General features: G+C 70.5%; 20 protein-coding genes and 1 pseudogene. 17 read left to right on the plus strand and 4 right to left on the minus strand.

All coding sequences use genetic code 11. The features are described 5' to 3' along the window. The 6 genes and pseudogenes from ABD844_RS05840 to pssA form a co-directional block, all read left to right on the plus strand. Positions 1-256, plus strand: a pseudogene (locus ABD844_RS05840) (hypothetical protein); the annotation flags it as partial. A gap of 109 nt (positions 257-365) precedes the next feature. After that, positions 366-1,970 (plus strand): murein biosynthesis integral membrane protein MurJ, encoded by a 1,605-nt coding sequence (murJ, locus tag ABD844_RS05845; protein WP_344873721.1) that lies wholly within the window; start codon positions 366-368, stop codon positions 1,968-1,970. Between the two features lie 283 nt (positions 1,971-2,253). Beyond that, a complete protein-coding gene (locus tag ABD844_RS05850; protein WP_344873723.1) occupies positions 2,254-3,444 on the plus strand; it encodes a glycosyltransferase family 4 protein in 1,191 nt (396 codons plus the stop codon). 177 nt (positions 3,445-3,621) lie between these two features. Next, positions 3,622-4,605, plus strand: coding sequence for a TerC family protein (locus ABD844_RS05855; protein WP_344873725.1), 984 nt, complete (start codon positions 3,622-3,624; stop codon positions 4,603-4,605). Between the two features lie 139 nt (positions 4,606-4,744). Then, positions 4,745-5,353: a phosphatidylserine decarboxylase gene (locus ABD844_RS05860; RefSeq protein ID WP_344873914.1), complete on the plus strand. Its 609-nt coding sequence runs from the start codon at positions 4,745-4,747 to the stop codon at positions 5,351-5,353. After that, positions 5,343-6,188 carry a CDP-diacylglycerol--serine O-phosphatidyltransferase gene (gene pssA / locus ABD844_RS05865; protein WP_344873727.1) on the plus strand — a complete coding sequence of 282 codons (846 nt, stop codon included), beginning with the start codon at positions 5,343-5,345 and terminating at the stop codon, positions 6,186-6,188. Before ABD844_RS05860 ends, pssA begins: the two co-directional genes overlap by 11 nt. A 563-nt stretch (positions 6,189-6,751) precedes the next feature. On the opposite strand, the gene ABD844_RS05870 is transcribed toward pssA, so the two are convergent. Both ABD844_RS05870 and ABD844_RS05875 read right to left on the minus strand, forming a co-directional pair. Next, positions 6,752-7,408, minus strand: a complete 657-nt coding sequence (locus ABD844_RS05870; RefSeq protein WP_344873729.1) for an MBL fold metallo-hydrolase — start codon at positions 7,406-7,408, stop codon at positions 6,752-6,754. Further along, a complete protein-coding gene (locus ABD844_RS05875; protein ID WP_344873731.1) occupies positions 7,405-8,274 on the minus strand; it encodes a maleylpyruvate isomerase N-terminal domain-containing protein in 870 nt (289 codons plus the stop codon). The genes ABD844_RS05870 and ABD844_RS05875 overlap by 4 nt, the downstream gene beginning before the upstream one ends. A 218-nt stretch (positions 8,275-8,492) precedes the next feature. On the opposite strand from ABD844_RS05875, the gene uvrA reads away from it, so the two are divergent. Further along, entirely contained in the window at positions 8,493-11,333 is a 2,841-nt protein-coding gene (gene uvrA, locus ABD844_RS05880; RefSeq protein ID WP_344873733.1) for an excinuclease ABC subunit UvrA, read from the plus strand. Positions 11,334-11,384: 51 nt separating this feature from the next. Here the strand turns inward: uvrA and ABD844_RS05885 are convergent, their stop codons facing one another. Next, a complete protein-coding gene (locus ABD844_RS05885) occupies positions 11,385-12,140 on the minus strand; it encodes a DUF2306 domain-containing protein (protein ID WP_344873735.1) in 756 nt (251 codons plus the stop codon). Positions 12,141-12,240: 100 nt separating this feature from the next. On the opposite strand from ABD844_RS05885, the gene ABD844_RS05890 reads away from it, so the two are divergent. From ABD844_RS05890 to whiA, 7 genes are all read left to right on the plus strand, one after another. Then, positions 12,241-12,708 carry a Rieske (2Fe-2S) protein gene (locus ABD844_RS05890; RefSeq protein WP_344873737.1) on the plus strand — a complete coding sequence of 156 codons (468 nt, stop codon included), beginning with the start codon at positions 12,241-12,243 and terminating at the stop codon, positions 12,706-12,708. A gap of 142 nt (positions 12,709-12,850) precedes the next feature. After that, positions 12,851-13,309, plus strand: coding sequence for a Rieske (2Fe-2S) protein (locus tag ABD844_RS05895; RefSeq protein WP_344873738.1), 459 nt, complete (start codon positions 12,851-12,853; stop codon positions 13,307-13,309). Between the two features lie 69 nt (positions 13,310-13,378). Then, positions 13,379-13,825, plus strand: coding sequence for a Rieske (2Fe-2S) protein (locus tag ABD844_RS05900; protein WP_344873740.1), 447 nt, complete (start codon positions 13,379-13,381; stop codon positions 13,823-13,825). 235 nt (positions 13,826-14,060) lie between these two features. Next, on the plus strand, positions 14,061-15,965 hold the full coding sequence (gene uvrC / locus ABD844_RS05905) for an excinuclease ABC subunit UvrC (protein WP_425568512.1): 1,905 nt from the start codon (positions 14,061-14,063) through the stop codon (positions 15,963-15,965). Between the two features lie 133 nt (positions 15,966-16,098). After that, positions 16,099-16,965 carry an RNase adapter RapZ gene (rapZ, locus tag ABD844_RS05910; protein ID WP_344873744.1) on the plus strand — a complete coding sequence of 289 codons (867 nt, stop codon included), beginning with the start codon at positions 16,099-16,101 and terminating at the stop codon, positions 16,963-16,965. A 164-nt stretch (positions 16,966-17,129) separates the two neighbouring features. After that, entirely contained in the window at positions 17,130-18,083 is a 954-nt protein-coding gene (locus ABD844_RS05915) for a gluconeogenesis factor YvcK family protein (protein ID WP_344873746.1), read from the plus strand. Between the two features lie 71 nt (positions 18,084-18,154). Next, positions 18,155-19,135, plus strand: a complete 981-nt coding sequence (gene whiA / locus ABD844_RS05920) for a DNA-binding protein WhiA (RefSeq protein ID WP_344873748.1) — start codon at positions 18,155-18,157, stop codon at positions 19,133-19,135. Positions 19,136-19,951: 816 nt separating this feature from the next. Here whiA and ABD844_RS05925 read toward each other — a convergent pair. Continuing rightward, positions 19,952-20,557 (minus strand): hypothetical protein, encoded by a 606-nt coding sequence (locus ABD844_RS05925; protein ID WP_344873750.1) that lies wholly within the window; start codon positions 20,555-20,557, stop codon positions 19,952-19,954. Between the two features lie 226 nt (positions 20,558-20,783). Between ABD844_RS05925 and gap the strand changes: the two genes are divergently transcribed. From gap to tpiA, 3 genes are all read left to right on the plus strand, one after another. After that, the gene (gap, locus tag ABD844_RS05930) at positions 20,784-21,788 is read left to right on the plus strand and encodes a type I glyceraldehyde-3-phosphate dehydrogenase (protein ID WP_344873752.1); all 1,005 of its coding nucleotides are present in this window, start codon (positions 20,784-20,786) and stop codon (positions 21,786-21,788) included. A 92-nt stretch (positions 21,789-21,880) separates the two neighbouring features. Next, positions 21,881-23,080, plus strand: a complete 1,200-nt coding sequence (locus ABD844_RS05935) for a phosphoglycerate kinase (protein WP_344873754.1) — start codon at positions 21,881-21,883, stop codon at positions 23,078-23,080. A gap of 52 nt (positions 23,081-23,132) precedes the next feature. Next, positions 23,133-23,894 carry a triose-phosphate isomerase gene (gene tpiA / locus ABD844_RS05940; RefSeq protein ID WP_344873916.1) on the plus strand — a complete coding sequence of 254 codons (762 nt, stop codon included), beginning with the start codon at positions 23,133-23,135 and terminating at the stop codon, positions 23,892-23,894. Positions 23,895-23,945 lie beyond the last annotated feature (51 nt).

A 23,945-nucleotide genomic window follows, 5' to 3' on the forward strand; every position in this document is an offset into this window, starting at 1 on the left:
GGCCGCCGCCGCGCTGCTGCCCGACGACCTCGGCGAGCGCGCCATGCTGGGCGACGCAGGGGCCAACGCCCTGGGCGCCCTGCTCGGGCTCGCCGCCGTCACCAAACTGGGCCGCCCCGGCCGGTACGCGCTGCTGGGCACCGTGGTGGCGTTGACGGCGGCGGCGGAGAAGGTGAGCTTCACCAAGGTCATCGCAGGCAACCCCGTGCTCAACCGGATCGACATGCTCGGCCGCCGCCCGGTCGACCCCGTGTGACTCTCCTGCGGTACGCGCGCTCGCGCCCCGCGTCTGTCGGTGTGACCTGCCAGGATGTCTGCGTAGGCATCGCCGTGGGCGGTGGCGGGCGACGGGGCTGGGAGGCCGGGTGCGGGTGGTGACGGCGCGGAGCGTCGCGGGCGGCGCGATGCTCATCGGGGCGATCACCGTGCTGGCGCGCGTGACCGGGTTCGCCAAGCAGTACGCCTTCTCCCAGACCGTCGGCACCAACTGCCTGAGCACGGCCTACATGACGGCCAACCAGATCCCCAACATCGTGTTCGAGGTGGTCGCCGGAGGCGCGCTGGCCGGCATGGTCGTGCCCGTGCTCGCCGCGGCGGCCGACCGTGACGACAGGGAGCGGGCCGGGTGGATCGGCTCGGCGCTGCTGACGTGGGTCGTCGTCGTGCTCGTCCCGCTGGGCGCGCTCCTGGCGCTGCTGGCCGGGCCGGTGTCCGGGCTGTTCTTCGGCACGGTGCTCGAAGGGTGCGACGTCGGCGCGGTCAGCGCGGTCGCCACCCGGATGCTGGTGGTCTTCGCCCCCCAGATCCCGCTGTACGGCGTGGCCGTGGTGCTCTACGGCCTGCTCCAGTCGCACGGGCGCTTCGCCGGGCCCGCGGTCGCGCCGCTGGTCTCCAGCATCGTGGTCATCGTCGCGTACCTGCTGTTCGTGCCGTTCAGCGGCGGGACGACCGATCCTGCGGCGGTTCCGCAGGCCGCCGAGTTGGTGCTGTCGGTGGGCACGAGCCTGGGGGTCCTGTCGCTGGTGCTGACCGTGATCGGGCCGGTGGGCCGCTTGGGGCTGCGGTGGCGGCCCACGTTACGGTTCCCCGCCGGTGTCGCGGGGCAGGTGCGCAGGCTCGCCCTGGCGGGCATCGCCGCGCTGCTCGCCCAGCAGGCGGCGTTGATCGTGGTGGTGCTGCTGTCGAACAACGCGATCGGCGGCGGGGCCATCGTCGCCTACAACTACGCGTGGGCGATCTACCTGGTGCCGTACGCGGTGCTGGCCGTGCCCATCGCCACCAGCGCGTTTCCCCGGCTGGCCGCCAAGGCCGACGACCCTGGGGCCTTCGCCGCGCTCGCGGCGCGCACGTCCAGGGCCGTGGTGCTGGTGTCGGGGCTGGCCGCCGGGGTGCTGGCCGCCGCGTCCGGGCCGGGCGCGGTGGTGTTCCTGGCGCGCAAGAGCGACGTGGCCCCCGCCGAGCTGGCGGTCGCGATCGCGTTGTTCGCGCCCGGCCTGGTGGGCTATGGGCTGATGGCGCACCTGACCCGCGTGCTGTACGCGGTGGGCCAGGGGCGGGCGGTGGCCACGGGCACGGTGGCGGGGTGGATCGTGGTGATGATCGCCCAGACCGTCTTCGTGCTGGTGCTGCCCGGCGAGTGGAAGCTCGGCGGCATGGCGCTCGGGATGAGCGTGGGAATGAGCGTGGGCGGGGGGCTGTTGCTCGCGTCCGTGGTGCGGACGCGCGGCCGTGCGGCGGTCGCGGGGCTGCCCAGGGCCGTGGGCGCGGCGGTCGCCGGGGGGCTGCTGGGGTATCTCGCGGGGGCCGGGGTGGTGGAGTGGCTCGGGGCGGTCGGTGTCTGGCCGAACGTGGGGGCCGTCGTGCTGGGCGCGGTCGTCGCGGTGGCGGTCGGCGGGGTGGCCGTAGCCGTGGTGGATCGGCCGGACGCCGGTGCGGTGGCCGGGCTGCTGCGGCGTCGCGGGCCCGACTGAGGTGCTCGGGCTCGGGCCGGGCTGGGGTGCTCGGGTTCAGGTCGGATTGGGGTGCTTGGACTGGGGTGAGGTGCTCGGGACGGGCTGGGGTGCTTGGGCTGGACTGGGGTACCCGGTTGGGGTGAGGTGCTCGGGCTGGACTGGGGTGCCTCGGTTGGGGGTGAGGTGCTCGGGACGGGCTGGGGTTCTTGGGCTGGGTGTTCGTGTCGGGTGCTGTCTGAGGTGTTTCCGGCGGGTGGGGTGCCGGTGGAGTGGTGGACGTAGGCGAGGAAGGAGCTGGGTCGTGCGGGTGGCGTTCGTGCTGGGCACCACGTCCGGTGGTACCGGGCGGCATGTCCTGATGCTGGTGGAGGGGCTCGTCCGGCGGGGGCACCAGGTGCTCGTCGCGGGGCCCCGCAGCGTCGAGGAGCAGTTCGCGTACGGCGCGGCGGGCGCCGTGTTCGCGGAGGTGGCCGTCTCCGACCGGCCGCACCCGGTCAACGACCTGCGCGCGGCGCTGGCGATCAGGCGGCTGACCAGGGGAGCCGACGTGGTGCACGCCCATGGCCTGCGGGCCGGGGCGCTGGCCGCGCTCGGGTCGCGTGCGTCCCGGCGGCTGGTGGTGACGTTGCACAACGCCCTCACCGCGGGCGGGCTCGTGGGGTTCGTCTATGGGGTGCTGGAGCGGATCGTGGCGCGGCGGGCCGGGCACGTGCTGGTCGTCTCGCCCGACCTCGGCGCGCGGATGACCCGGCTCGGCGCGCGCGACGTACGCGCCGCCGTCGTGACCGCGCCCGTCCCCCGGCCGCCGAAGCGGACGCCCCAGGAGGTCAGGGACGAACTGGGGGCGGGTGATCGGCCCCTCCTGCTCACTGTTGCCCGGCTGGCTCAGCAGAAGGGCCTGGAGACGCTGCTCGACGTCGCGGCCGGGCCGTGGCCCGACGTCCCCGCGCCGGCGTCCTCGGCGGAGCCCTCGTCCTCGGCCTCGTCTGAGTCCCCGTCTGAGTCCCCGTCCGCGGCCTCGTCCGGGTCCCCGTCCGCGTCGGCGGCCTCGGGAGGGCCGTTGTTCGTGGTCGCGGGGGAGGGGCCGTTGCGGGGTGGGCTGCAGCGCCGGATCGACGACGAAGGGCTGCCGGTACGGCTGCTGGGCAACCGTGACGACGTGCCCGATCTGCTCAACGCCGCCGTCGCCCTGCTGATGCCGAGCCGGTGGGAGGGCCAGCCGCTGACGCTCAGGGAGGCGCTGATGACCGGCACCCCGGCCGTCGCCTCCGACGTCGGCGGAATTCCGGAGATCTTGGGCGAGGCCGGGATCCTGGTCCCGTACGGCGACGCGGCGAGGTTCCTCGAGGCCGTAAGGGAGCTGCTGTCGGTGCCCGGAGTTGCGGAAGGGCTCGCCGAGGCGGCCAGGCGGAGGGGGCGGGAGATGCCCGGCCCCGACGAGGTGGTGGACAGCGTGCTGGCCGTTTACGGGGGTGTGAGCTTCGGCGGATGATTAGGTGCCGTTGAGGCGTTCTCATATACTGCCTGGGTTAGGGAGGGGAGTATCCCTTCGCGACAGCCTCGTCATCACGGTGCAGCCCCACCCCACGGGGCCCCCGGGGCTGCCGGTCCGCGACGTGGCGGGCGGGAGAGACCTCCGGCAATGAATCGCGCATGCCGGAGGGTCTGAGTGACTGAACCCCTGTGGGCCTGGATCGCCGTGATCGGTGGTCTTCTCGTGGTCCTCGCCATCGACCTGTGGATCGTCGACCGTGGAGAGGCCCGAGAGTTCTCCATGCGACAGGCGGGCTACTGGGTGACGTTCTACGTCGCCCTCGCCGTCGCCTTCGGGATGCTGATGTGGGCCACAACGGGTCCCGGCAGAGCCGGTGAGTTCTTCGCCGGCTACATCACCGAATACAGCCTGAGCGTCGACAACCTGTTCATCTTCTTCATCATCATGAGCCGGTTCGCCGTGCCGAAGGCGTACCAGCACAAGGTGCTGCTCGTCGGCATCCTGCTCGCGCTCGTGATGCGCGGCATCTTCATCGCGCTCGGCGCGGCGGCGCTCGAGCGGTTCAGCTGGCTGTTCTACGTGTTCGGTGCCTTCCTGGTCTACACGGCGATCAACATCGTCCGTGGGCACCTCAAGGGGCAGGAAGAGGAGTACAACGAGAACGTCGTGCTGCGGTGGGTGCGCCGGGCCTTCCCCACCACCGAGGGGTACGTCGGCTCCAAGGTCACCGTGAAGATCGACGGCAAGCGCATGGTGACCCCGATGCTCATCGTGATGGTGGCCATCGGCAGCACCGACCTGATGTTCGCGCTCGACTCGATCCCCGCGATCTTCGGGCTCACCAAGGATCCCTTCATCGTCTTCACCGCCAACGCGTTCGCCCTGATGGGGCTGCGTCAGCTCTACTTCCTGCTGGGCGGCCTGCTCCAGCGGCTCGTGTACATCAGCTACGGTTTGGCGTTCATCCTGGGGTTCATCGGGGTTAAGCTCGTATTGGAGGCGTTGCACTCCAGCCATGTCTCCTGGGCGCCCACCATTCCCATCTGGGTGTCGCTCTCGGTCATCGGTGCCACCATGGTCATCACCACTGTGGCGAGCCTGGTCAAGGCCCGTATCGACGCGCGCAAGGGCGAGGAGCCGCACCCGGAGCAGGTCTAGCGAGATGGGCTTCGAGGGCGCTTTGCTTGTGTAGTTGCGTCGTGTAATAGTTGCTAGTTTTGTAACATCACGGCAAAGCGCCTAGTCCATTCACCATCAAAGGTTGTTCGTGTCAGACGATTCTGCCAAGCCGAGCCGTATGCGGCTCGCGCGCGGGGTGTCCCCGTGGCTCCTCCCTACGGCGGCCACGGCGGCCGCCACCGCTCTGCTGACGCGCCGAGACCGGCGATGGGCGCTCGCGGCGGTGCCGTTGAGCGCCCTCACCGGGGGCATGCTCTGGTTCTTCCGCGACCCCGACCGCACGCCGGGCGAGGGTCGCGTTCTGTCTCCCGCCGACGGCGTGGTGCAGAGCATCGACCCATGGCCCGATGGCCGCACCCGGGTCGCGATCTTCATGAGCCCGCTGAACGTGCACGTCAACCGTGCCCCCCTTGCGGGAAATGTCACATCCGTGCAGCATGTGGCAGGTGGGTTCCTGCCGGCGTTCAACAAGGACAGCGACCAGAACGAACGTGTGGTGTGGCATTTCGAGACCACGCTGGGCGACATCGAGATGGTGCAGATCGCGGGCGCGGTGGCGCGCCGGATCGTGCCGTACCTGAGCGCTGGGGCCAAGGTCGAGCAGGCCGAGCGGATCGGGCTCATCAGGTTCGGTTCGCGGGTCGACATCTACCTGCCTGAAGGCATTTCTCCCGCGGTGTCCGTGGGTGACAAGATGGTTGCGGGGGTGACCAGAATTGACCGCTGACGCCGGCAGTTGGCAGGCGGACGAGGAAGAGCCTCGTGGTCCCGTGGGCAAGGCGTTCCGCCTGTCCGCCGCTGACTCCCTGTCGCTCGGCAACGCCGTCTGCGGGTTCCTCGCGGTGTGCGTCCTGGCCTCCTCCGCCATCCAGCAGCTCCAGGTCGGCGGCGGGCGGTTCATCCCCGCGCCCAGCTATTTCGCCACCGCCATCGTGCTGCTGCTCATCGGCGCGACCTGTGACCTGTTCGACGGGCTCGTGGCCAGGCGCTTCCGGGCCTCGGCGATGGGCGCCGAGCTGGACAACCTGGCCGATGTCATCAGCTTCGGGTTCGCGCCCGCGTTCATGGTCGTGATCTGGGGTGGGTTCACCGCGCAGGTGCCGTTCGCGGCGGTGCTGGCCGCGGCCGCCGCGGTGCTGGTCGCCGGGATCGTACGGCTGGCCAGGTTCGCCTGTGTCAAGACCAAGAGCGGCGACTTCATGGGGTTGCCCATTCCCATGGGCGCCATGACCGTGATCTCCATCGTGCTGCTGTTCCAGCCGAGCATCTGGTCGTTGCTGGCCATGCTCGCGGTGGCCTGGCTGATGGTCAGCCGCATTGAGTACCCCAAGCCGAAGGGGCAGCTCGCCGCGGTCGTCCTTGGGTGGATCATGGTGAACGTGGCGTTCCTGGCGTTCTGGGTGGCCTGGCCCAAGGGCGGCGACCTGCCGATCAAGATCGGGGCGACCATGCAGATCGCGCTCGTGGCGGCGATCCCGCTGCGGATGCTGTTCTACAAGCGTGAGCAGCGCCGGGAGTTCGAGCGAGAGCAGGGCAGGGAGTTCAAGCGCGTCGGCCAGTGAGCCGCACCTGATGCCGGATAGGCGGGATTTTTCGTCTTATTTCGGCTTTGATGGTTCCAGGTCGGCGGTGTCGTGCGAGCACACGCGTACGTACTTCCTCGGCAAGCCGGCCACGGAGCTGGAGCAGCGCGGGCTGACGGCCATGTCGCGGCCGTAACCGCCCGCGTTGCGCATCACAACAGACATCCCGGCGTCGCCATGCCGGGCGAGAGCGTGGACTGGGTGCCGCTCGCTCGGCGAAGGGTGGTTCTGCCGGTGGTTGTAGGGGGAACCGGCTGGGCTGGCTGACGATCCCGTCGCCGCGGCCGACCGCGTCGCGTACGCTCCGCCTGACGCCTGACGCCTGACGCCTGACGCCTGACGCCTGACGCCTGACGCCTGACGTCCCCATGCCCCACGCCCCACGCTGAGCGGGGGCAGGTCTGTGTGGTGAAAGTGCTGTGTGGTGAGGGGCCCGGGTGGTGGAGGGTCGAGCGGGCGGGGCCGTTCGGCGAAGTCTTGCGTGGTACGGCCCCGCTCGGCTCGATGACGTGAGGACGGGTGGCTCCTGCGCGCAGGAGGCGCTACCAGCCCCTGGCCTTCCACTCCGGAAGGGCGGGGCGTTCGACTCCGAGCGTGGTGTCCTTGCCGTGGCCCGGGTAGACCCAGGTCTCGTCGGGCAGGCGGTCGAAGACGCGCTCCACCACGTCGGTGTAGAGCTGGGTGAAACGCTCGGGGTCCTTCCACGTGTTGCCGACGCCGCCGGGGAACAGGGAGTCGCCGGTGAAGAGGTGGTGACCGGCTGGGCCGCCGTCGTACAGCAGGGCGATCGAGCCGGGCGTGTGGCCGCGCAGGTGGATGACCTCGAGGGTGACCTCGCCGACCGTGATCGTGTCGCCGTGCTCGACCGTGCGGCCGACCGGCACCGGCAGGGCGGGCGCGTCGAGGGGGTGGGCGATCACCTGGGCGCCCGTCACCTTGGCCACCTGCTCCAGCGCCTGCCAGTGGTCGCCGTGCTGGTGGGTGGTGACGATGGCGGCGACCGGCTGGTCGGCCATCAGAGCCAGGAGCCGGTCGGCGTCGGCCGCGGCGTCGATGAGCAGCCCTTCGCCGGTCTCGGCGGAGCGCAGCAGGTAGGCATTGTTGTCGTACGGCCCGACGGCGAGCTTGGAGATCGTCAGCGCGGGCAGCTCTCGTACGTCGGCGGGGCCGCCGACCTGGACGTCACCTGTGTAGGTCATGGGTAGTCCTCTGGGGGCGTCGCGGGCAGATCAGCGGGGGCCGGCATCGTCAGCCACGGTGGCGGCTCGGGAAGGCGCCCGCCCTCGGGGCCGGGAATGAACGGCTGCCCCACGGGCAACAGACTAACGCCCTCGCCGCCGGACCTGCCGGTCAGCCAGGCGAGCATGTCGCGGGACGTGCCCCGCAGGATCGGGCCGTCGCCGAGACCGGTCCAGCGGGCGACGACCTCGCGATCCCGGCCGGAGCCCGCGAAGCTGACGGAGTTCCCGCCTGGAGCCGTGCGGGGGAACGTGGCGGCGTCCGGCTCGGGGAGGAAGTGGAGCCGGCTCACCGGGCCGTGCCCATGGGGCCAGGTGGCCAGGCAGTCGTGCAGTTCGCGGCGGACGAACGGGTCCGGCCAGTCGGCGGGGGCGTACCCGGCGGCCAGGTCCACGTGGTGGAAGCCGATCTCGCGCAGGCGGCGTACCAGGACGTACCAGGCGGGGTGGGGCGGTGGGCGCATGCCCTCCACCGGCGCCGACCACGCGGCGGCGGGCAGGTCGCGGACGGCGGCGGCGAGGCGGTCGGCCCCGTCGTGAAGGCCGGTCAGGAGGCGGTCCGCGGGCAGGGCGGCGGCGGCCTCGATCTCGGCGGTCCTGGCATCGAGCGAGGCGTACTGCGGGGTGCGCACGCCGGTTCTGGCCCAGATCAGGAGGTTGCTGAGGGAGCCGGCGTTCCCGGCGACGTGGGCCAGGACGTGACGCCTGGTCCAGCCGGGCAGGAGGGAGGGCGCGGCGAGGTCGTCCGCGGAGAGTGAGGCGGCCGTGGCCAGGAGCCGGTTCGTCGCGGTGACCAGCTCGGCCTGCAGCGCGGATAAGACGGTCATATCTGGATATTTCACCACTTGGGGATGTCAGGCAGGGGAGGGCATAAACCCGCTGGTCAGTGGGTTGAATGTGGAAGGACCGCCCCCTCCCTGGGAGGATGGCCGTAACCTGTGAGGGACGGATTTTCGGTAGGCCGTGGATCGGGCCGCCGAAATTGTCGGAGCCCCCGTCTACCATCCCCCGTGGACCTATCCGCCTTTCGACTTCCGGGATCGCCGTGGCCGACCGCCTGATCGTGCGTGGTGCACGAGAACACAACCTCAAAGACGTCTCGCTCGACCTGCCGCGAGACTCGCTGATCGTCTTCACCGGTCTGTCCGGCTCGGGCAAGTCGAGCCTGGCCTTCGACACGATCTTCGCCGAGGGCCAGCGGCGCTACGTCGAGTCGCTGTCGGCCTACGCCCGCCAGTTCCTCGGCCAGATGGACAAACCCGACGTCGACTTCATCGAGGGCCTGTCGCCGGCGGTCTCCATCGACCAGAAGGCCACCAGCAAGAACCCCCGCTCGACCGTCGGCACGATCACCGAGGTCTACGACTACCTGAGGCTGCTGTGGGCACGCATCGGCAAGCCGCACTGCCCGGTGTGCGCGCGCCCGATCGCCCGGCAGATGCCGCAGCAGATCGTCGACCGGGTGATGGACCTCGACGAGGGCACCCGCTTCCAGGTGCTGGCGCCGGTCATCAGGGGCCGCAAGGGCGAATACGCCGAGCTGTTCCGCGAGCTGCAGACCAAGGGGTTCGCCAGGGCCAGGGTCGACGGCACCGTCGTACGGCTGGAGGAGCCGCCGACGCTGAAGAAGTACGAGAAGCACGACATCGAGGTCATCGTCGACCGCCTGTCGGTCAAGGAGTCGGCGCGGCGCAGGCTCACCGACTCGGTCGAGACGGCGTTGCAACTGTCCGGCGGCACGATCACGCTCGAGTTCGTCGACCTGCCCGAGACCGACCCCAACCGCGAGCGCTTCTACTCCGAGCACCTCTACTGCCCCTACGACGACCTGTCGTTCGAGGAGCTGGAGCCGCGCTCGTTCTCCTTCAACTCGCCGTTCGGCGCCTGCCCCGAGTGCACGGGCCTGGGCACCAAGATGGAGGTCGACCCCGACCTGGTGGTGCCCGACCCCGAGCGCACGCTCGGCGACGGCGCGATCCACCCCTGGTCCGGCGGCCACACCAGCGAATACTTCGCCCGGTTGATCGAGGCGCTCGGTCACACGGTCGGGTTCACGTTGGAGACGTCGTGGGAGAGCCTGCCGAAGAAGGCGCAGAAGTCGCTGCTGTACGGCCACGACGAGCAGGTCCACGTCCGCTACAGCAACCGCTACGGCCGCCAGCGCTCCTACTACACGACCTACGACGGCGTCATCCCCTGGGTGCAGCGCAGGCACGCCGAAGCCGAGAGCGACGCGGCGCGCGAGCGGTTCGAGGGCTACATGCGCGAGATCCCGTGCCCCGCCTGCAAGGGGGCCAGGCTCAAGCCGGTCACCCTGGCGGTCACGGTGGCGGGGAAGTCGATCGCCGAGGTGTCGGGCATGTCGATCGGCGAGTGCGCGAAGTTCCTCGCCGCGCTCAAGCTGTCCGACCGCGACATGCAGATCGCCGAGCGGGTGGTCAAGGAGATCAACGCCCGCATGGGCTTCCTGCTCGACGTCGGCCTCGACTACCTGACGATGGACCGCGCCGCCGCCACCCTCGCGGGCGGCGAGGCGCAGCGCATCCGGCTGGCCACGCAGATCGGCTCCGGCCTGGTCGGTGTGCTCTACGTGCTCGACGAGCCGTCCATCGGCCTGCACCAGCGCGACAACATGCGCCTGCTCGACACGCTGATCAGGCTGCGCGACATGGGCAACACGCTGATCGTGGTCGAGCACGACGAGGACACGATCGCGGCGGCCGACTGGGTGGTCGACATCGGGCCGGGGGCGGGCGAGCACGGCGGCCAGGTCGTCGTGTCCGGCACCGTCCAGGAGCTGCTGGCCAGCGAGGGGTCGCTGACCGGGGCCTACCTGTCCGGGCGCAGGAGCATCCCCATCCCCGCCGAGCGCCGCAAGCGCGACAAGAAGCGGCAGATCACGGTCAAGGGGGCGCGCGAGCACAACCTCAAGGGCGTCGACATCGAGTTCCCGCTGGGCGTGTTCACGGCGGTCACGGGCGTGTCGGGGTCGGGGAAGTCGACGCTGGTCAACGACATCCTGTACAACGCGCTGGCCAAGGAGCTGAACGGGGCGCGCACGGTGCCGGGGCGGCACTCGCGGATCAACGGCATGGACCAGGTGGACAAGGTCGTCCACGTCGACCAGTCGCCGATCGGGCGCACTCCGCGCTCCAACCCGGCCACCTACACCGGGGTCTTCGACCACGTCCGCAAGCTGTTCGCGGCCACGACCGAGGCGAAGGTGCGCGGCTACCAGCCCGGCCGCTTCAGCTTCAACGTCAAGGGCGGGCGCTGCGAGGCGTGCGCGGGCGACGGCACCATCAAGATCGAGATGAACTTCCTGCCCGACGTCTACGTCCCCTGCGAGGTCTGCCACGGCGCCCGGTACAACCGGGAGACGCTGGAGGTCCACTACAAGGGCAAGACCATCGCCGAGGTGCTCGACATGCCGATCGAGGAGGCCCTGGGCTTCTTCGACGCGATCCCCGCGATCCGGCGGCACCTGCAGACGCTCAACGACGTGGGGCTGGGCTACGTACGCCTCGGGCAGCCGGCCACGACGTTGTCCGGCGGCGAGGCGCAGCGGGTCAAGCTGGCCTCCGAGCTGCAGCGGCGGCAGACCGGGCGGACGATCTACGTTCTCGACGAGCCGACCACCGGCCTGCACTTCGAGGACATCCGGCGGCTGCTCGGGGTGCTCGGGCGGCTGGTCGACGGCGGCAACACGGTGATCGTCATCGAGCACAACCTCGACGTCATCAAGACCGCCGACTGGATCATCGACATGGGGCCCGAGGGCGGGTCGCGCGGCGGCACGCTGGTGGCCAGCGGCACTCCCGAGCAGATCGCCCTGGTCGACGAGAGCCACACGGGGCGGTTCCTGCGCAAGATCCTCGCGTTCTGAGCCCCGCCCGCCGGTCCGTCCCCTGGGGCGGATCCGGCGGGGTCCTGACGGTCAGGAGACGGAGGTCTGGGCGCGGCGCGCGGCGAGGGCGGCGGCGCGGCGACGGCGCTGGGCGGCCTCGCCGCGCTCCAGCCACCACTCGGCTACCAGCAGCGGCAGCACCCAGCCCAGCCAGGCCGCGAGTGCCGACACCGTGGCCGACATGAGCGCCGGGTCGCCGTGGAAGGTCGTCTCGAGCTGCGGCTCCAGCAGGATCATGAACAGGACGGCGTAGATCCGGTTCGTGATGATCGACATCGTCAGGGCGAAGCTGCGCACCATCCAGCGGCGGTGGTCGACGAACCTGCGCTGCCTGGCCATCCGCCACCCCGTCAGCGTGCAGCCCAGCCACAGCAGCGCGAGCAGCACGTCACTGGCCATCGTGACCGGGCCGTACGGCGTGGCCAGGCCCACCACCAGCCCCATCAGGCCGCTGGGGAGGCAGCCGCCGAAGACGTACACGCGGCCGATCATGCGATGGGCCCTCGGGTGGCGCCCGCGGAACCACGGCCAGATCTGCAGGCAGCACGTGATCATCGCGATCGACCCGAACACCACGTGCAGCGACAGCACCACGAAGTGCGGCGGGAAGAAGTCGGGGGCGGGCACGCGGGACTGGCCCGGGTCCATCGACAGGTACGGCGGCAGCGAGAACGCCAAGAACGCCGCCGCCACCACCATCAGCGGCGCCACCCACGGCCGGCGCCACCACCGGGGACGCGCAGGCGACACCGAGGGCGCGGGCGAGTGCTCGGTCGAGAGAGTCATGAACGCAGCCTGGGGCGTGCCGCTGACCACGGGCCTACCACCCGCTGACCGCACCGGCCGATCCCGTCAATAGGGTTGAGCCCAGGTAACGGCCGCACCCGTGGCGGGCAAAGGCGACAACCGGGTGCAGGCCCCAACAACGGTACGGATCGGGGGCGAAGCCATGTCCGGGAACGGGCTGGGACGACGAGAGATGCTGGGCACGGCCGGGGTGGCCGCGTGCGGGCTGGCGCTGACCGCGTGCGGCACGGGCGGGGCCGAGGCCCGGCCCAGCCTCAAGGGCAAGGTGCTGGCGAAGACGGCCGACGTCCCCGTGGGCGGCGGCAAGCTGATCGACGACCTGAAGGTCGTGGTGACGCAGCCCTCGCAGGGCGTCTACAAGGCGTTCAGCGCGTCGTGCACCCACAAGGGCTGCCAGGTCAGCACCCCCAAGGACAACGTGATCAGGTGCGCGTGCCACGGCAGCGAGTTCGCCGCCGACAGCGGGCGGGCCACCAAGGGGCCCGCCACCGCGCCGCTGGCCTCCTTCCAGGTCAAGGTGGAGGGCGACGGCATCGTGGTGGCCTGAGGGGACGGCCTGGAGCGGTGATCCGGAACGAGGATCTGAACGGGTAATAGTGCGTATTCACCGGGATTGGTCTCGGGCACGCTGAACCGGTGCCAGGGCGCCGGCCGTACCTGAAGTGAAAGCCAATCCGGGAGGACGCACCATGACGGAAACGACGCGCCGGACCGTGGTGTTCGGCGCCGGGAGCGCAGGGCTCGCGGCGGTTCTGACGGCTTGCGCGAGCTACGGCTCGCCGGTGACGGAGGCCGCCGTGGAACCGCCCCCGGCGGAGCCGTCGTCCGAGGCACCCAAGAAGCAGAAGGCCGCGGAGCAGCCCAAGGCGCTGGCCGACACCAGCGACATCCCCGAGGGCGGCGGCAAGGTGTTCAAGAACGAGAAGATCGTGGTGACGCAGCCGACCGCGGGCGAGTTCAAGGCGTTCACGGCGGTCTGCACCCACCAGGGCTGTACGGTCGCCACCGTCTCGAACCAGACGATCAACTGCCCCTGCCACGGCAGCAAGTTCAACATCGCGGACGGCTCCGTGGCCAACGGCCCGGCGAGCAGCCCTCTTGAGGAGAAGCAGATCGAGGTCGATGGCGATAAGATCAGATTGGCCTGACCGAGGTTTCATGAATTTCTCACCTGGGTGCGCTTGGGTGAGCGCATGGATGACCTTCAGAGTCGCAGGGTGGTGATCGCAAGCGTCGGAGCGGGTGGCTTGGCGCTGGCGATCTCCGCCTGTGGCGGCAGCGACACAGCGCAGACGGCCGGCTCCGCCGCCGATCAGAGCGCGGCACCGTCAAGCGCGCCGGAGTCCGGCGCACCGCAGTCCGGCGCACCCCAGGCAGGTGGGGCGCTGGCCAAGACCTCCGACATCCCCGTCGGCGGCGGCACGGTCTTCAAGGACCAGAAGATCGTGGTGACGCAGCCGACGGCCGGCGAGTTCAAGGCGTTCAGCTCGGTCTGCACGCACAAGGGCTGCGCGGTCGGCGCCGTCGAGAGCGGCGCGATCGTGTGCCCGTGCCACAACAGCAAGTTCGCCATCGCCGACGGTTCGGTCACGGACGGTCCCGCGCAGCAGCCGTTGCCCGCGGCGGAGATCAAGGTGGAGGGCGATCAGATCATGCTGGCCTAGCGACTCCGTCGGCACTTCGCGGCCTCGGAGTCCGGGGTCGCACGGAGACGGCCATCACGTGATCTTTCGGCGTTCGTGAAGACCTCCGGAAATCGCGTGATGGCCGTGCCCGGCGGAACCCGGCACAACGACGGTTGCCTCCGCAGGCCGTGCTCCTGCTCCGGTGATCGTGGAGCGCAACCTTGTCGGTGGGGGCTACTAGGCTGGAAGCGTGGCGAGATCAGCGGGCAGCACCTTGAGTTTCCGGCCCGAGCCGGGCTCGATCCCCGAGTCCCCGGGGGTCTACCGGTTCAGGGACGCGCACGGCCGGGTGATCTACGTTGGTAAGGCCAAGAGCCTGCGCCAGCGGCTCAACTCCTACTTCGCCGACTTCTCGGCCCTGCACCCGCGCACCCAGTCGATGCTCACCACCGCCGCCGACGTCGACTGGACCGTCGTCGGCACCGAGGTGGAGGCGCTCCAGCTCGAATACTCCTGGATCAAGGAGTTCGACCCGCGCTTCAACGTCAAATACCGCGACGACAAGTCCTACCCCTACCTCGCGGTGACCATGGGCGAAGACTTCCCGCGCGTGCAGGTCCTGCGCGGCGCCAAGCGCAAGGGCACCCGCTATTTCGGGCCCTATTCCCACGCGTGGGCCATCCGCGAGACCGTCGACCTGCTGCTGCGGGTCTTCCCGGTGCGCACGTGCAGCGCGGGGGTGTTCAAGCGGGCCGGGCAGATCGGCCGGCCGTGCCTGCTCGGCTACATCGACAAGTGCTCGGCGCCGTGCGTCGGCCGGGTCACCCCCGAGGAGCACCGCGCCCTGGCCGAAGACTTCTGCGACTTCATGGCGGGCAACACCGGCCGCTTCATCAAGCGGCTGGAGCGGGAGATGCGCGAGGCGGCCTCCGAGCAGGAATACGAGCGCGCCGCCCGGTTGCGCGACGACGTCCAGGCGTTGCAGCGGGCGCTGGAGAAGCAGGCGGTCGTGCTCGGTGAGGGCACCGACGCCGACGTGATCGCGCTGGCCGAAGATCCCCTCGAAGCCGCCGTCCAGGTCTTCTACGTACGCGGCGGGCGCATCCGCGGGCAGCGCGGCTGGGTGGTCGACAAGGTCGAGGAGACCTCGCCGGGCGAGCTGGTCGAGCAGTTCCTGCTCCAGATGTACGCCGAGGCCAGCCCCGACTCCATGCCCCGCGAGGTGCTCGTGCCCGCCCTGCCGCCCGACGACGAGGCCGTGGCCGAGCTGCTGACCGAGCAGCGCCGGGCCCGCGTCGAGGTGCGGGTGCCGCAGCGCGGCGACAAGAAGTCGCTGATGGAGACCGTCGAGCGCAACGCCAAGGAGTCGCTCGCCCAGCACAAGATCCGCCGCGCCGCCGACCTGACCACCCGCAGCAGGGCGCTGCAGGAGATCGCCGACGCGCTCGACCTCGACCAGGCGCCGCTGCGCGTCGAGTGCTACGACGTCTCCCACCTCCAGGGCGAAAACGTGGTGGCCTCGATGGTGGTGTTCGAGGACGGCCTGGCCCGCAAGAGCGAATACCGGCGCTTCGCCGTCAAGACCAAGGAGGGCGACGTCGCCTCGATCCACGAGGTGATCACCCGCCGCTTCCGCCGCTATCTGGAAGAACGCTCGGCCACCGGCGAGCTGGCGCCCGACGACGACAGCGGCAACGGGCCCATCGACCCCGAGACGGGCAAACCACGCAAGTTCGCCTACCCGCCCAACCTCGTCGTCGTCGACGGCGCCGGGCCCCAGGCCGCCGCCGCGCAGCGGGCGCTCGACGAGCTCGGCATCGACGACGTGTCCGTGTGCGGCCTGGCCAAGCGGCTGGAGGAGGTGTGGCTGCCCGGCGACGACCAGCCGGTGATCATGCCTCGTTCAAGTGAAGGTCTCTACTTGCTGCAACGAGTGAGAGACGAGGCACACAGGTTCGCCATCACCTACCATCGTTCGAAGAGGTCCAAGACGGTGAAGGAGAGCGCGCTCGACGGCGTGCCGGGCCTCGGGCCGGCGCGCAGGCAGGCGTTGCTCAAGCACTTCGGCTCCGTGAAGAGACTACGCGAGGCCACCGCCGCCGAAATCTGCGAGGTTCCCGGCATCGGCCCGTCCATCGCCGAGGTCATCGTGTCGACGCTGAAGGGAGAGTCACCTTGATCTCGTCAGGATGCCAGGGTGTTCGCACCGAAGGGCCATGCGGTCCCGTCCGTTCCCGTGGGCGGGCCGTGGGGGAGCGGCCGCTCGGGGCCGCCGACGGCGTGCCGGTCAGGCGCGCGGACGGAGTGAGACCATGAGCACCGAGCCGGCGTTCGTCATCGTCACCGGCATGTCCGGGGCGGGGCGCAGCACCGCCGCCAAGGCGCTGGAAGACCTGGGCTGGTTCGTCATCGACAACCTGCCGCCGGGGCTGCTGTTCGCGATGGCGGAGGAGGCGGGCAAGGTCAAGCTGGCCGCCGACAAGGTGGCGGCCGTCGTCGACGTGCGCAGCCTGGCCTTCACCACCGACCTCAACGCGGCCATCGAGGAGCTCGAAGGGCGCGGCGTACGCGTGCGGGTGGTGTTCCTGGAGGCCAGCGACGAAGAGTTGGTGCGCAGGTTCGAGAACGTCCGCAGGCCCCACCCCCTCCAGGGCGAGGGGCGGCTGGTCGACGGCATCGCCCGCGAGCGCGGGATCCTGCGGGAGGTGCGCGCGAACGCCGACCTGGTGATCGACACCTCCTCGCACAACGTGCACGAGTTGCGCAACAAGATCGTCGCCTACTTCGGCGGGGAAGACCGGCCCGGCCTGCGGCTCAACGTCGTGTCGTTCGGGTTCAAATACGGTCTGCCGGTCGACGCCGACCTCGTGGTCGACTGCCGGTTCCTGCCCAACCCGCACTGGGTGCCCGAGCTGCGGCCGATGAACGGGCTCGAACCCGCGGTCAGCGACTACGTGCTCGGGCAGCCGGGGGCCAAGGAGTTCCTCGACGCCTACGAGGAGGTCCTCCAGGTGGTCGCCACCGGCTATACGCGCGAAGGCAAGAGCTATGCGACGCTCGCGGTGGGTTGCACGGGTGGCAAGCACCGCAGTGTGGCCATGGCCGAACAGGTCGCCGCCCGCCTGCGCGACCGCGGGATGGAGGTCCAGGTGAGTCACCGGGATGTGGGGCGGGAGTGACCGATGAGGGCTTTTCCGAACCTGCTTTGCCGTATCCGATAGAAGATCCGACAGGAGATCCGGTAGAAGGTGACTCCGCGGACGGGGTGAGGGGGCGTGGTGACTCGCCGTCCCCTTCGCCTGGGGCCGTCGTCCCCGGGTCGTTCGGCGTTCGGAGCGGTGGTGTGAGTGACGTGGGGAGTGCCGGGTTCGGGCCGCCGGTCGTGGCGCTGGGCGGCGGGCACGGGCTCTACGCGTCTCTGTCCGCCTTACGGATGGTCACCGACCGGTTGACCGCCGTGGTCACCGTCGCCGACGACGGCGGGTCCAGCGGACGGCTGCGCCGCGAGCTGGGCGTGCTGCCGCCCGGCGACCTGCGCATGGCGCTGGCCGCCCTGTGCGGCGACGACGAGTGGGGCAGCACCTGGAGCGAGGTCGTACAGCACCGCTTCCGCAGCGAGGGCGAGCTGCACGGGCACGCCGTCGGCAACCTGCTGATCGTCGCCCTGTGGGAGCTGCTCGGCGACCCCGTGGCCGGGCTCGACTGGGTCGGGCGGCTGCTGGGCGCGCACGGCCGCGTGCTGCCGATGGCCTCCGTGCCGCTCGACATCGTGGCCGAGGTGGAGCTCGACGGCGTCATCTCGACCGTACGCGGGCAGGTGGCCTGTGCCCTGACGCCCGGCCGCGTACAGGCGATCTCCCTGGTCCCCGAGGACCCGCCCGCGCGGCCCGAGGCCGTCGCGGCGGTGCTGGAGGCCGAGTGGGTGGTGTTCGGGCCCGGGTCGTGGTTCACCAGCGTGCTGCCGCACCTCAAGGTTCCCGAGCTGGCCATGGCCTTGTACGCGACCAAGGCGAAACGGCTCGTCACGCTCAACCTGGCGCCTCAGCCGGGCGAGACCGATGACTTCTCCCCCCAGCAACACCTGGAGGTTCTCCGCCAGCACGCGCCCGACCTGTCGATCGACGTCGTCCTGGCCGACACCGGAGTGGTGGACGACCCCGACGCGCTGGAGAAGGCCGCCGCGGCGCTCGGCGCCCGGGTCGTCATGGCCGACGTGGCCGCCGCCGATGGGTCGCCGAGGCACGACCCACGACGTCTTGCCTCCGTCCTGGACGAGATTTTCCTCCAGAAGCGTTGATCCTGGTCGGCGTTGCGCGAAGGTGCGAGAGACTCAAGAGAGCCGGTCTGAATGGGGGAGAGGACTAACGCATGGCGATGACAGGTGTGGTGAAAGACGAGCTGAGCCGCCTGCCGGTGCTCAAGCCGTGCTGCCGCAAGGCGGAGGTTTCGACACTGCTGCGGTTCGCCAGCGGCCTGCACCTGGTGGGCGGGCGGATCGTGATCGAGGCCGAGCTCGACACCAACGCCACCGCGCGGCGGCTCATCAAGGACATCGGCGAGGTGTTCGGGCACAAGGCCGAGGTGCTCGTGCTCGCTCCCGCCGGGCTGCGCAAGGGCTCGCGCTACGTCGTACGCGTCTACCGCGACGGTGAGGCACTGGCCCGGCAGACGGGCCTGATCGACAACCACGGCCGTCCCGTACGCGGCCTGCCCCGCCAGGTCGTGGCGGGCGCGTCCTGTGACGCCGAGGCCGCCTGGCGCGGCGCCTTCCTGGCCCACGGCTCCCTGACCGAGCCCGGCCGGTCGATGTCGCTGGAGGTCACCTGCCCGGGGCCGGAGGCGGCGCTGGCGCTCGTGGGGTCGGCGCGGCGGCTGAAGATCCACGCCAAGGCGCGCGAGGTGCGCGGGGTCGACCGGGTCGTGGTCCGCGACGGCGACGCGATCAGTGCCCTGCTGACCAGGCTCGGGGCGCACGACAGCGTGCTGGCCTGGGAGGAACGCCGGATGCGCCGCGAGGTGCGCGCCACCGCGAACCGCCTGGCCAACTTCGACGACGCCAACCTGCGGCGTTCGGCGCGGGCCGCGGTGGCGGCGGGCGCGCGGGTGCAGCGGGCGCTGGAGATCCTCGGTGACGAGGCGCCCGACCACCTGGTGGTGGCCGGGCGGCTGCGGGTCGAGCACAAGCAGGCGTCCCTGGAGGAGCTGGGGCAGATCGCCGACCCGCCGCTGACCAAGGACGCGATCGCGGGACGGATCCGGCGGTTGCTGGCCATGGCCGACAAACGGGCCTCGGATATGGGGATTCCGAACACTGAGGCGAATCTCACAGTGGACATGCTCGCGCCATGAGCCCGTGGGGCCTGCGGAGTCCGTGGGGCCTGCGAGTCCTGTGAGGTCGCGAACGCCGTGAGTCCTTCAGCGCCGGTTGCGGTGGGGTGAGCGGGTTTGGTCATGGGCTCTTGGGCGTGTCGGGGGGCGCGCTTGACAAGAGGCTTGACGGAAGGCTCGCTTGGACGCGCCGCCGGTGGTCCGGGGTTGCCCCAGGGGCTCGTCAGGGTGCCTGGCGGAGGGCGTCGAGCCGAGGGCCGTGCGCCGGTCGTCGCCGCAGCGATGCGGCGGCGCGGCCGACGCCGCGCAGGTCGGCACGGAGGCCGTGTTGGCGGGGCGACAGCACCGGAAGCCCCGGTAACACGGCCGTGCGGTGCTGAGCCGTGGCTGTGCAGTGTGGAGGCGGGGGTCGGCCGCGACTGTGCGGTGCTGAGGCGGGGGTCGACCATGACTGTGCGGTGCCGAGACGGGGGTCGGCCGCGACTGTGCGGTGCCGAGCCGGGAGTTGTCCTGGGGGCGGCGGCGTGGTTGGCCGCGTGTGCGGCGGGCTTGACTCGGTGGCCTGACCGGCGACACGCCCGGCCGACGCGCCGGGTGAAGGTAAAGCCCGCGCCGAGGCACCGGCTGTGCGGGAGTCCGCGCCTGCGCGCTCACCAGGGGCGGCCGCGCTGGAGAACGCCGAGCGCGGCAGGGAGCCCCGCGCCTGCGCGCTCGTCAGGCGCGGACGCGCGGGCCGGCGCCGACGGCCGTGCGGGTCCCGGTGAGGGGGTTCGGCGGGGATTGTTCGCTGCCCTGGGTGGGCGGGTTGATCGTCAGGAGACAGAGGGGGAGCGGTGGTCAGTCGCGGGCGGGGTTGCGAGGGGTGAACAGGTCGGCCGTCGGCTTCGGGACAGGCTGCTGGGCGGGCTCGAACGGGGCCCGGTACTCCGGCTCCCGCGTCTCCTCCGCCTCCGCGGCGGCGGCCTCCTCGGCGCGCCGGGCCCGCCGCACGCGTACGACCCGGAAGGCGACCAGCAGGAACGCCCCCAGCGCCGCCACGGCGATGAACAACCACGCCGCCCACGACTCCGACAGCGGCGCCCCGTACAGCGCGAGCGCGTCCCGCAGGCCCGAGGTGAAGGTGGGCCAGGTGACGTCGCTCAGGCCCGCGACGCGGTTCGCGGACGGCGTACGCAGGGCGGCGCCGATCATCACGGCCGAGCCCGTGATCTGCCCGGCCATGACGGCGCCCCCCGCGTACAGGGCGGCCACGGGGAGCAGGAGGAGGCTGCTCGGGCGTACGGCGCCGATCGCGAGGGCGACCAGCGCGGCGATGAGGAGCGACAGCGCCAGCGAGATGGGCACTCCGCCCCCGAAGTCCATCATGGCGCTCGGCAGGCTCTGCTGGAACAGGACGGCCGCCCCCAGGCCGGCCGCGCAGACGAGCCCGGCCAGTAGGCCCACGATGAGTCCGGACAGTAGGCCGGACCGCTTATGTGACATCTCAGCCCCCAGAGAGAATGCACGAATTTACATCGACGAGTCGGGCACTTTACTCGAACCCCGCAAAACGTGTCGCATGAACGTCGATTCACATGCTGGTACCTGTAGTGGTCTAAACCAATTTGGGTCGGATAAGGTTCGTGGTTGAGGTTCCAGCCCGCCATCTGCTTCGAGGAGATCGGTTTTCGTGAGCATCCGCGTAGGCGTCAACGGCTTCGGCCGCATCGGCCGCAACTTCTGGCGCGCTGTCGCCGCCAGCGGCAAGGACATCGAGATCGTCGCGGTCAACGACCTGACCGACACCGCGACGCTCGCTCATCTGCTGAAGTACGACAGTATTCTCGGCCGCCTTCCGTACGAGGTGAAGGCCACGAGTGACGAGATCACCGTCGATGGCAAGGCGATCAAGGTGTTCGCGGAGCGCGACCCGGGCAAGCTGCCCTGGGGCGACCTCGGCGTCGACGTCGTGCTGGAGTCGACCGGCCTGTTCACCGACGCCACCAAGGCCAAGGTGCACGCCGACAACGGCGCGAAGAAGGTCATCATCTCCGCCCCGGCGAAGAACGAGGACGTCACCGTCGTCATGGGCGTCAACGACTCCGCCTACGACCCGGCCAAGCACACGATCGTCTCCAACGCCTCCTGCACCACCAACTGCCTGGCTCCGATGGCGAAGGTCCTCCACGACACCTTCACCATCGAGAAGGGTCTGATGACCACCATCCACGCCTACACGCAGGACCAGAACCTGCAGGACGGCCCGCACAACGACCTGCGCCGCGCCCGCGCCGCCGCGCTCAACGTGGTGCCCACCTCGACCGGCGCCGCCAAGGCCATCGGCCTGGTCCTGCCCGAGCTGAAGGGCAAGCTCGACGGCTTCGCCATGCGCGTGCCGATCCCCACGGGCTCGGCCACCGACCTCACCGTCGACGTCGGCCGCGAGGTCACCGTCGAGGAGGTCAACGCCGCGGTCAAGGCCGCCGCCGAGGGCCCGCTCAAGGGCATCCTCAGCTACACCGAGGACGAGATCGTCTCCTCCGACATCGTGACCGACCCGGCGTCCTGCATCTTCGACGCCGGCCTCACCAAGGTCATCGGCAACCAGGTCAAGGTCGTCGGCTGGTACGACAACGAGTGGGGCTACTCCAACCGCCTCGCCGACCTGATCGAGCTGGTGGGCCGGGGTCTGTAAGTGCCGATGCCTCTGATGCCGGGGCCGACGCGTACACATCGGGCACATCGGGGCGCGCGCCGGGCGCGTCCAGCGAAAACAGGAGCAGGAGCATGCGCACGCTCGACGATCTCGACGTGAAGGGGCGGCGCGTGCTCGTACGCGCCGACCTCAACGTCCCCCTCGACGGGGAGACGATCACCGACGACGGCCGCATCCGCGCGTCGGTGCCGACGATCAGGACCCTGCTCGACCGGGGCGCCAAGGTCGTCGTCTGCGCCCACCTGGGCAGGCCCAAGGGCCGGGTCAACCCGGAGTTCTCGCTCCGGCCTGTGGCGCGGCGGCTCGGCGAGCTGCTCGGCCAGGACGTCGCCTTCGCCGCCGACGTGGTGGGCGACAGCGCGCGCGGCACGGTCGACGCGCTCCAGGACGGCGAGGTGGCCCTGCTGGAAAACCTGCGCTACGAGCCCGGCGAGGAGTCCAAGGACGACGCCGAGCGGGGCGCGTTCGCCCATAAGCTGGCCGGGCTGGCCGAGCTGTACGTGGGCGACGGGTTCGGCGCGGTGCACCGCAAGCACGCCAGCGTCTACGACGTGCCCCGGCTGCTGCCGCACGCGGCGGGCGGGCTGGTCGAGGCCGAGGTCGCGGTGCTGCGCAGGCTCACCGAGGACACCGAGCGCCCCTACGTGGTGGTGCTGGGCGGCGCCAAGGTCTCCGACAAGCTCGGCGTCATCGCCAACCTGCTGACCAAGGTCGACCGGCTGCTGGTCGGCGGCGGCATGGCCTACACCTTCCTCAAGGCCCAGGGCCACGAGGTGGGCCGGTCGCTGCTCCAGGAAGACCAGCTCGACCAGGTGCGCGGCTTTCTCGACGACGCGGAGCGGCGCGGCGTCGAGATCGTGCTGCCGGTCGACGTGCTGGCGGCGGTGACGTTCGCGGCCGACGCCGAGCACGACGTGGTCGCGGCCACGGCCATCCCGGCCGACCGGGAGGGCCTCGACATCGGGCCGAAGACGCGCGAGCTGTTCGCCGCCAAGCTGGCCGACGCCAGGACCGTGTTCTGGAACGGGCCGATGGGCGTGTTCGAGTTCGACGCGTTCTCCGGCGGCACCAGGGCGGTGGCTGAGGCGCTGCTCGCCCGCACCGGCGACGGGGGCGCGTTCACCGTGGTGGGCGGTGGCGACTCCGCGGCGGCCGTACGTCGGCTGGAGCTCCCCGAGGACGGTTTCTCGCACATCTCCACCGGTGGCGGGGCCAGCCTCGAATACCTTGAGGGGAAGACCCTTCCCGGACTCGCGGCCCTGGAGGACTGAGGTGACGAAGACCGAGGCGACGAAGACCGACCCGACGCGGCGCAAGCCGCTCATGGCCGGCAACTGGAAGATGAACCTCAACCACCTCGAGGCCATCGCGCTGGTCCAGAAGCTGGCCTTCGCGCTCAACGACAAGGACTTCGACAGGGTCGAGGTCGCCGTCCTGCCGCCCTTCACCGACCTGCGCAGCGTCCAGACCCTGGTCGACGGCGACAAGCTGCGGATCGTCTACGGCGCCCAGGACCTGTCGCAACACGACGGCGGCGCCTACACCGGTGAGGTGTCGGGCGCGATGCTGGCCAAACTGAGCTGCACGTTCGTGGCCGTCGGCCACTCCGAGCGCCGCCAGTACCACGGCGAGGACGACGATCTCGTCAACGCCAAGGTGCAGGCGGCCTACCGCCACTCGCTGACGCCCATCCTGTGCGTCGGAGAGGGCCTGTCGGTCCGTCAAGAGGGCGGCCATATCGCGCACAGTCTCGGCCAACTCGACGGTGCGCTGCGCAAAATCAGCGCCGAGCAGGCAAAATCGATAGTGGTGGCCTACGAGCCGGTGTGGGCGATCGGCACCGGCGAGGTGGCCACCCCGGAGGACGCCCAGGAGGTGTGCGGAGCGCTGCGGGTCAGACTCGCTGAGCTCTACGACCCCGAAGTGGCCTCCGGGATCCGTATCCTTTACGGTGGCTCGGTCAAGCCGGGGAACATCGCGGGGATCATGGCTCAGCCGGATGTCGACGGCGCACTCGTGGGTGGTGCCAGCATCGACGCCGGGGAGTTCACGAAGATCTGCCGATTCTCCGATATGACCGGCTAACTGAGTCGTTCTGGGGGTGCGACTTGACATCAGGCCGTACCCTCAGAAGGC

The sequence above is a fragment of the Nonomuraea antimicrobica genome, from assembly GCF_039536965.1.
GTDB classification, from domain to species: Bacteria; Actinomycetota; Actinomycetes; order Streptosporangiales; family Streptosporangiaceae; genus Nonomuraea; species Nonomuraea antimicrobica.

Excerpts from the sequence above, each read along its gene's own strand:
- ABD844_RS05860 (WP_344873914.1), top strand. The coding sequence starts at position 4,745 with ATGCGGCTCGCGCGCGGGGTGTCCCCGTGGCTCCTCCCTACGGCGGCC.
- ABD844_RS05870 (WP_344873729.1), bottom strand. The coding sequence starts at position 7,408 with ATGACCTACACAGGTGACGTCCAGGTCGGCGGCCCCGCCGACGTACGA.
- ABD844_RS05875 (WP_344873731.1), bottom strand. The coding sequence starts at position 8,274 with ATGACCGTCTTATCCGCGCTGCAGGCCGAGCTGGTCACCGCGACGAAC.
- ABD844_RS05885 (WP_344873735.1), bottom strand. The coding sequence starts at position 12,140 with ATGACTCTCTCGACCGAGCACTCGCCCGCGCCCTCGGTGTCGCCTGCG.
- ABD844_RS05895 (WP_344873738.1), top strand. The coding sequence starts at position 12,851 with ATGACGGAAACGACGCGCCGGACCGTGGTGTTCGGCGCCGGGAGCGCA.
- rapZ (WP_344873744.1), top strand. The coding sequence starts at position 16,099 with ATGAGCACCGAGCCGGCGTTCGTCATCGTCACCGGCATGTCCGGGGCG.
- whiA (WP_344873748.1), top strand. The coding sequence starts at position 18,155 with ATGGCGATGACAGGTGTGGTGAAAGACGAGCTGAGCCGCCTGCCGGTG.
- ABD844_RS05935 (WP_344873754.1), top strand. The coding sequence starts at position 21,881 with ATGCGCACGCTCGACGATCTCGACGTGAAGGGGCGGCGCGTGCTCGTA.
- tpiA (WP_344873916.1), top strand. The coding sequence starts at position 23,133 with ATGGCCGGCAACTGGAAGATGAACCTCAACCACCTCGAGGCCATCGCG.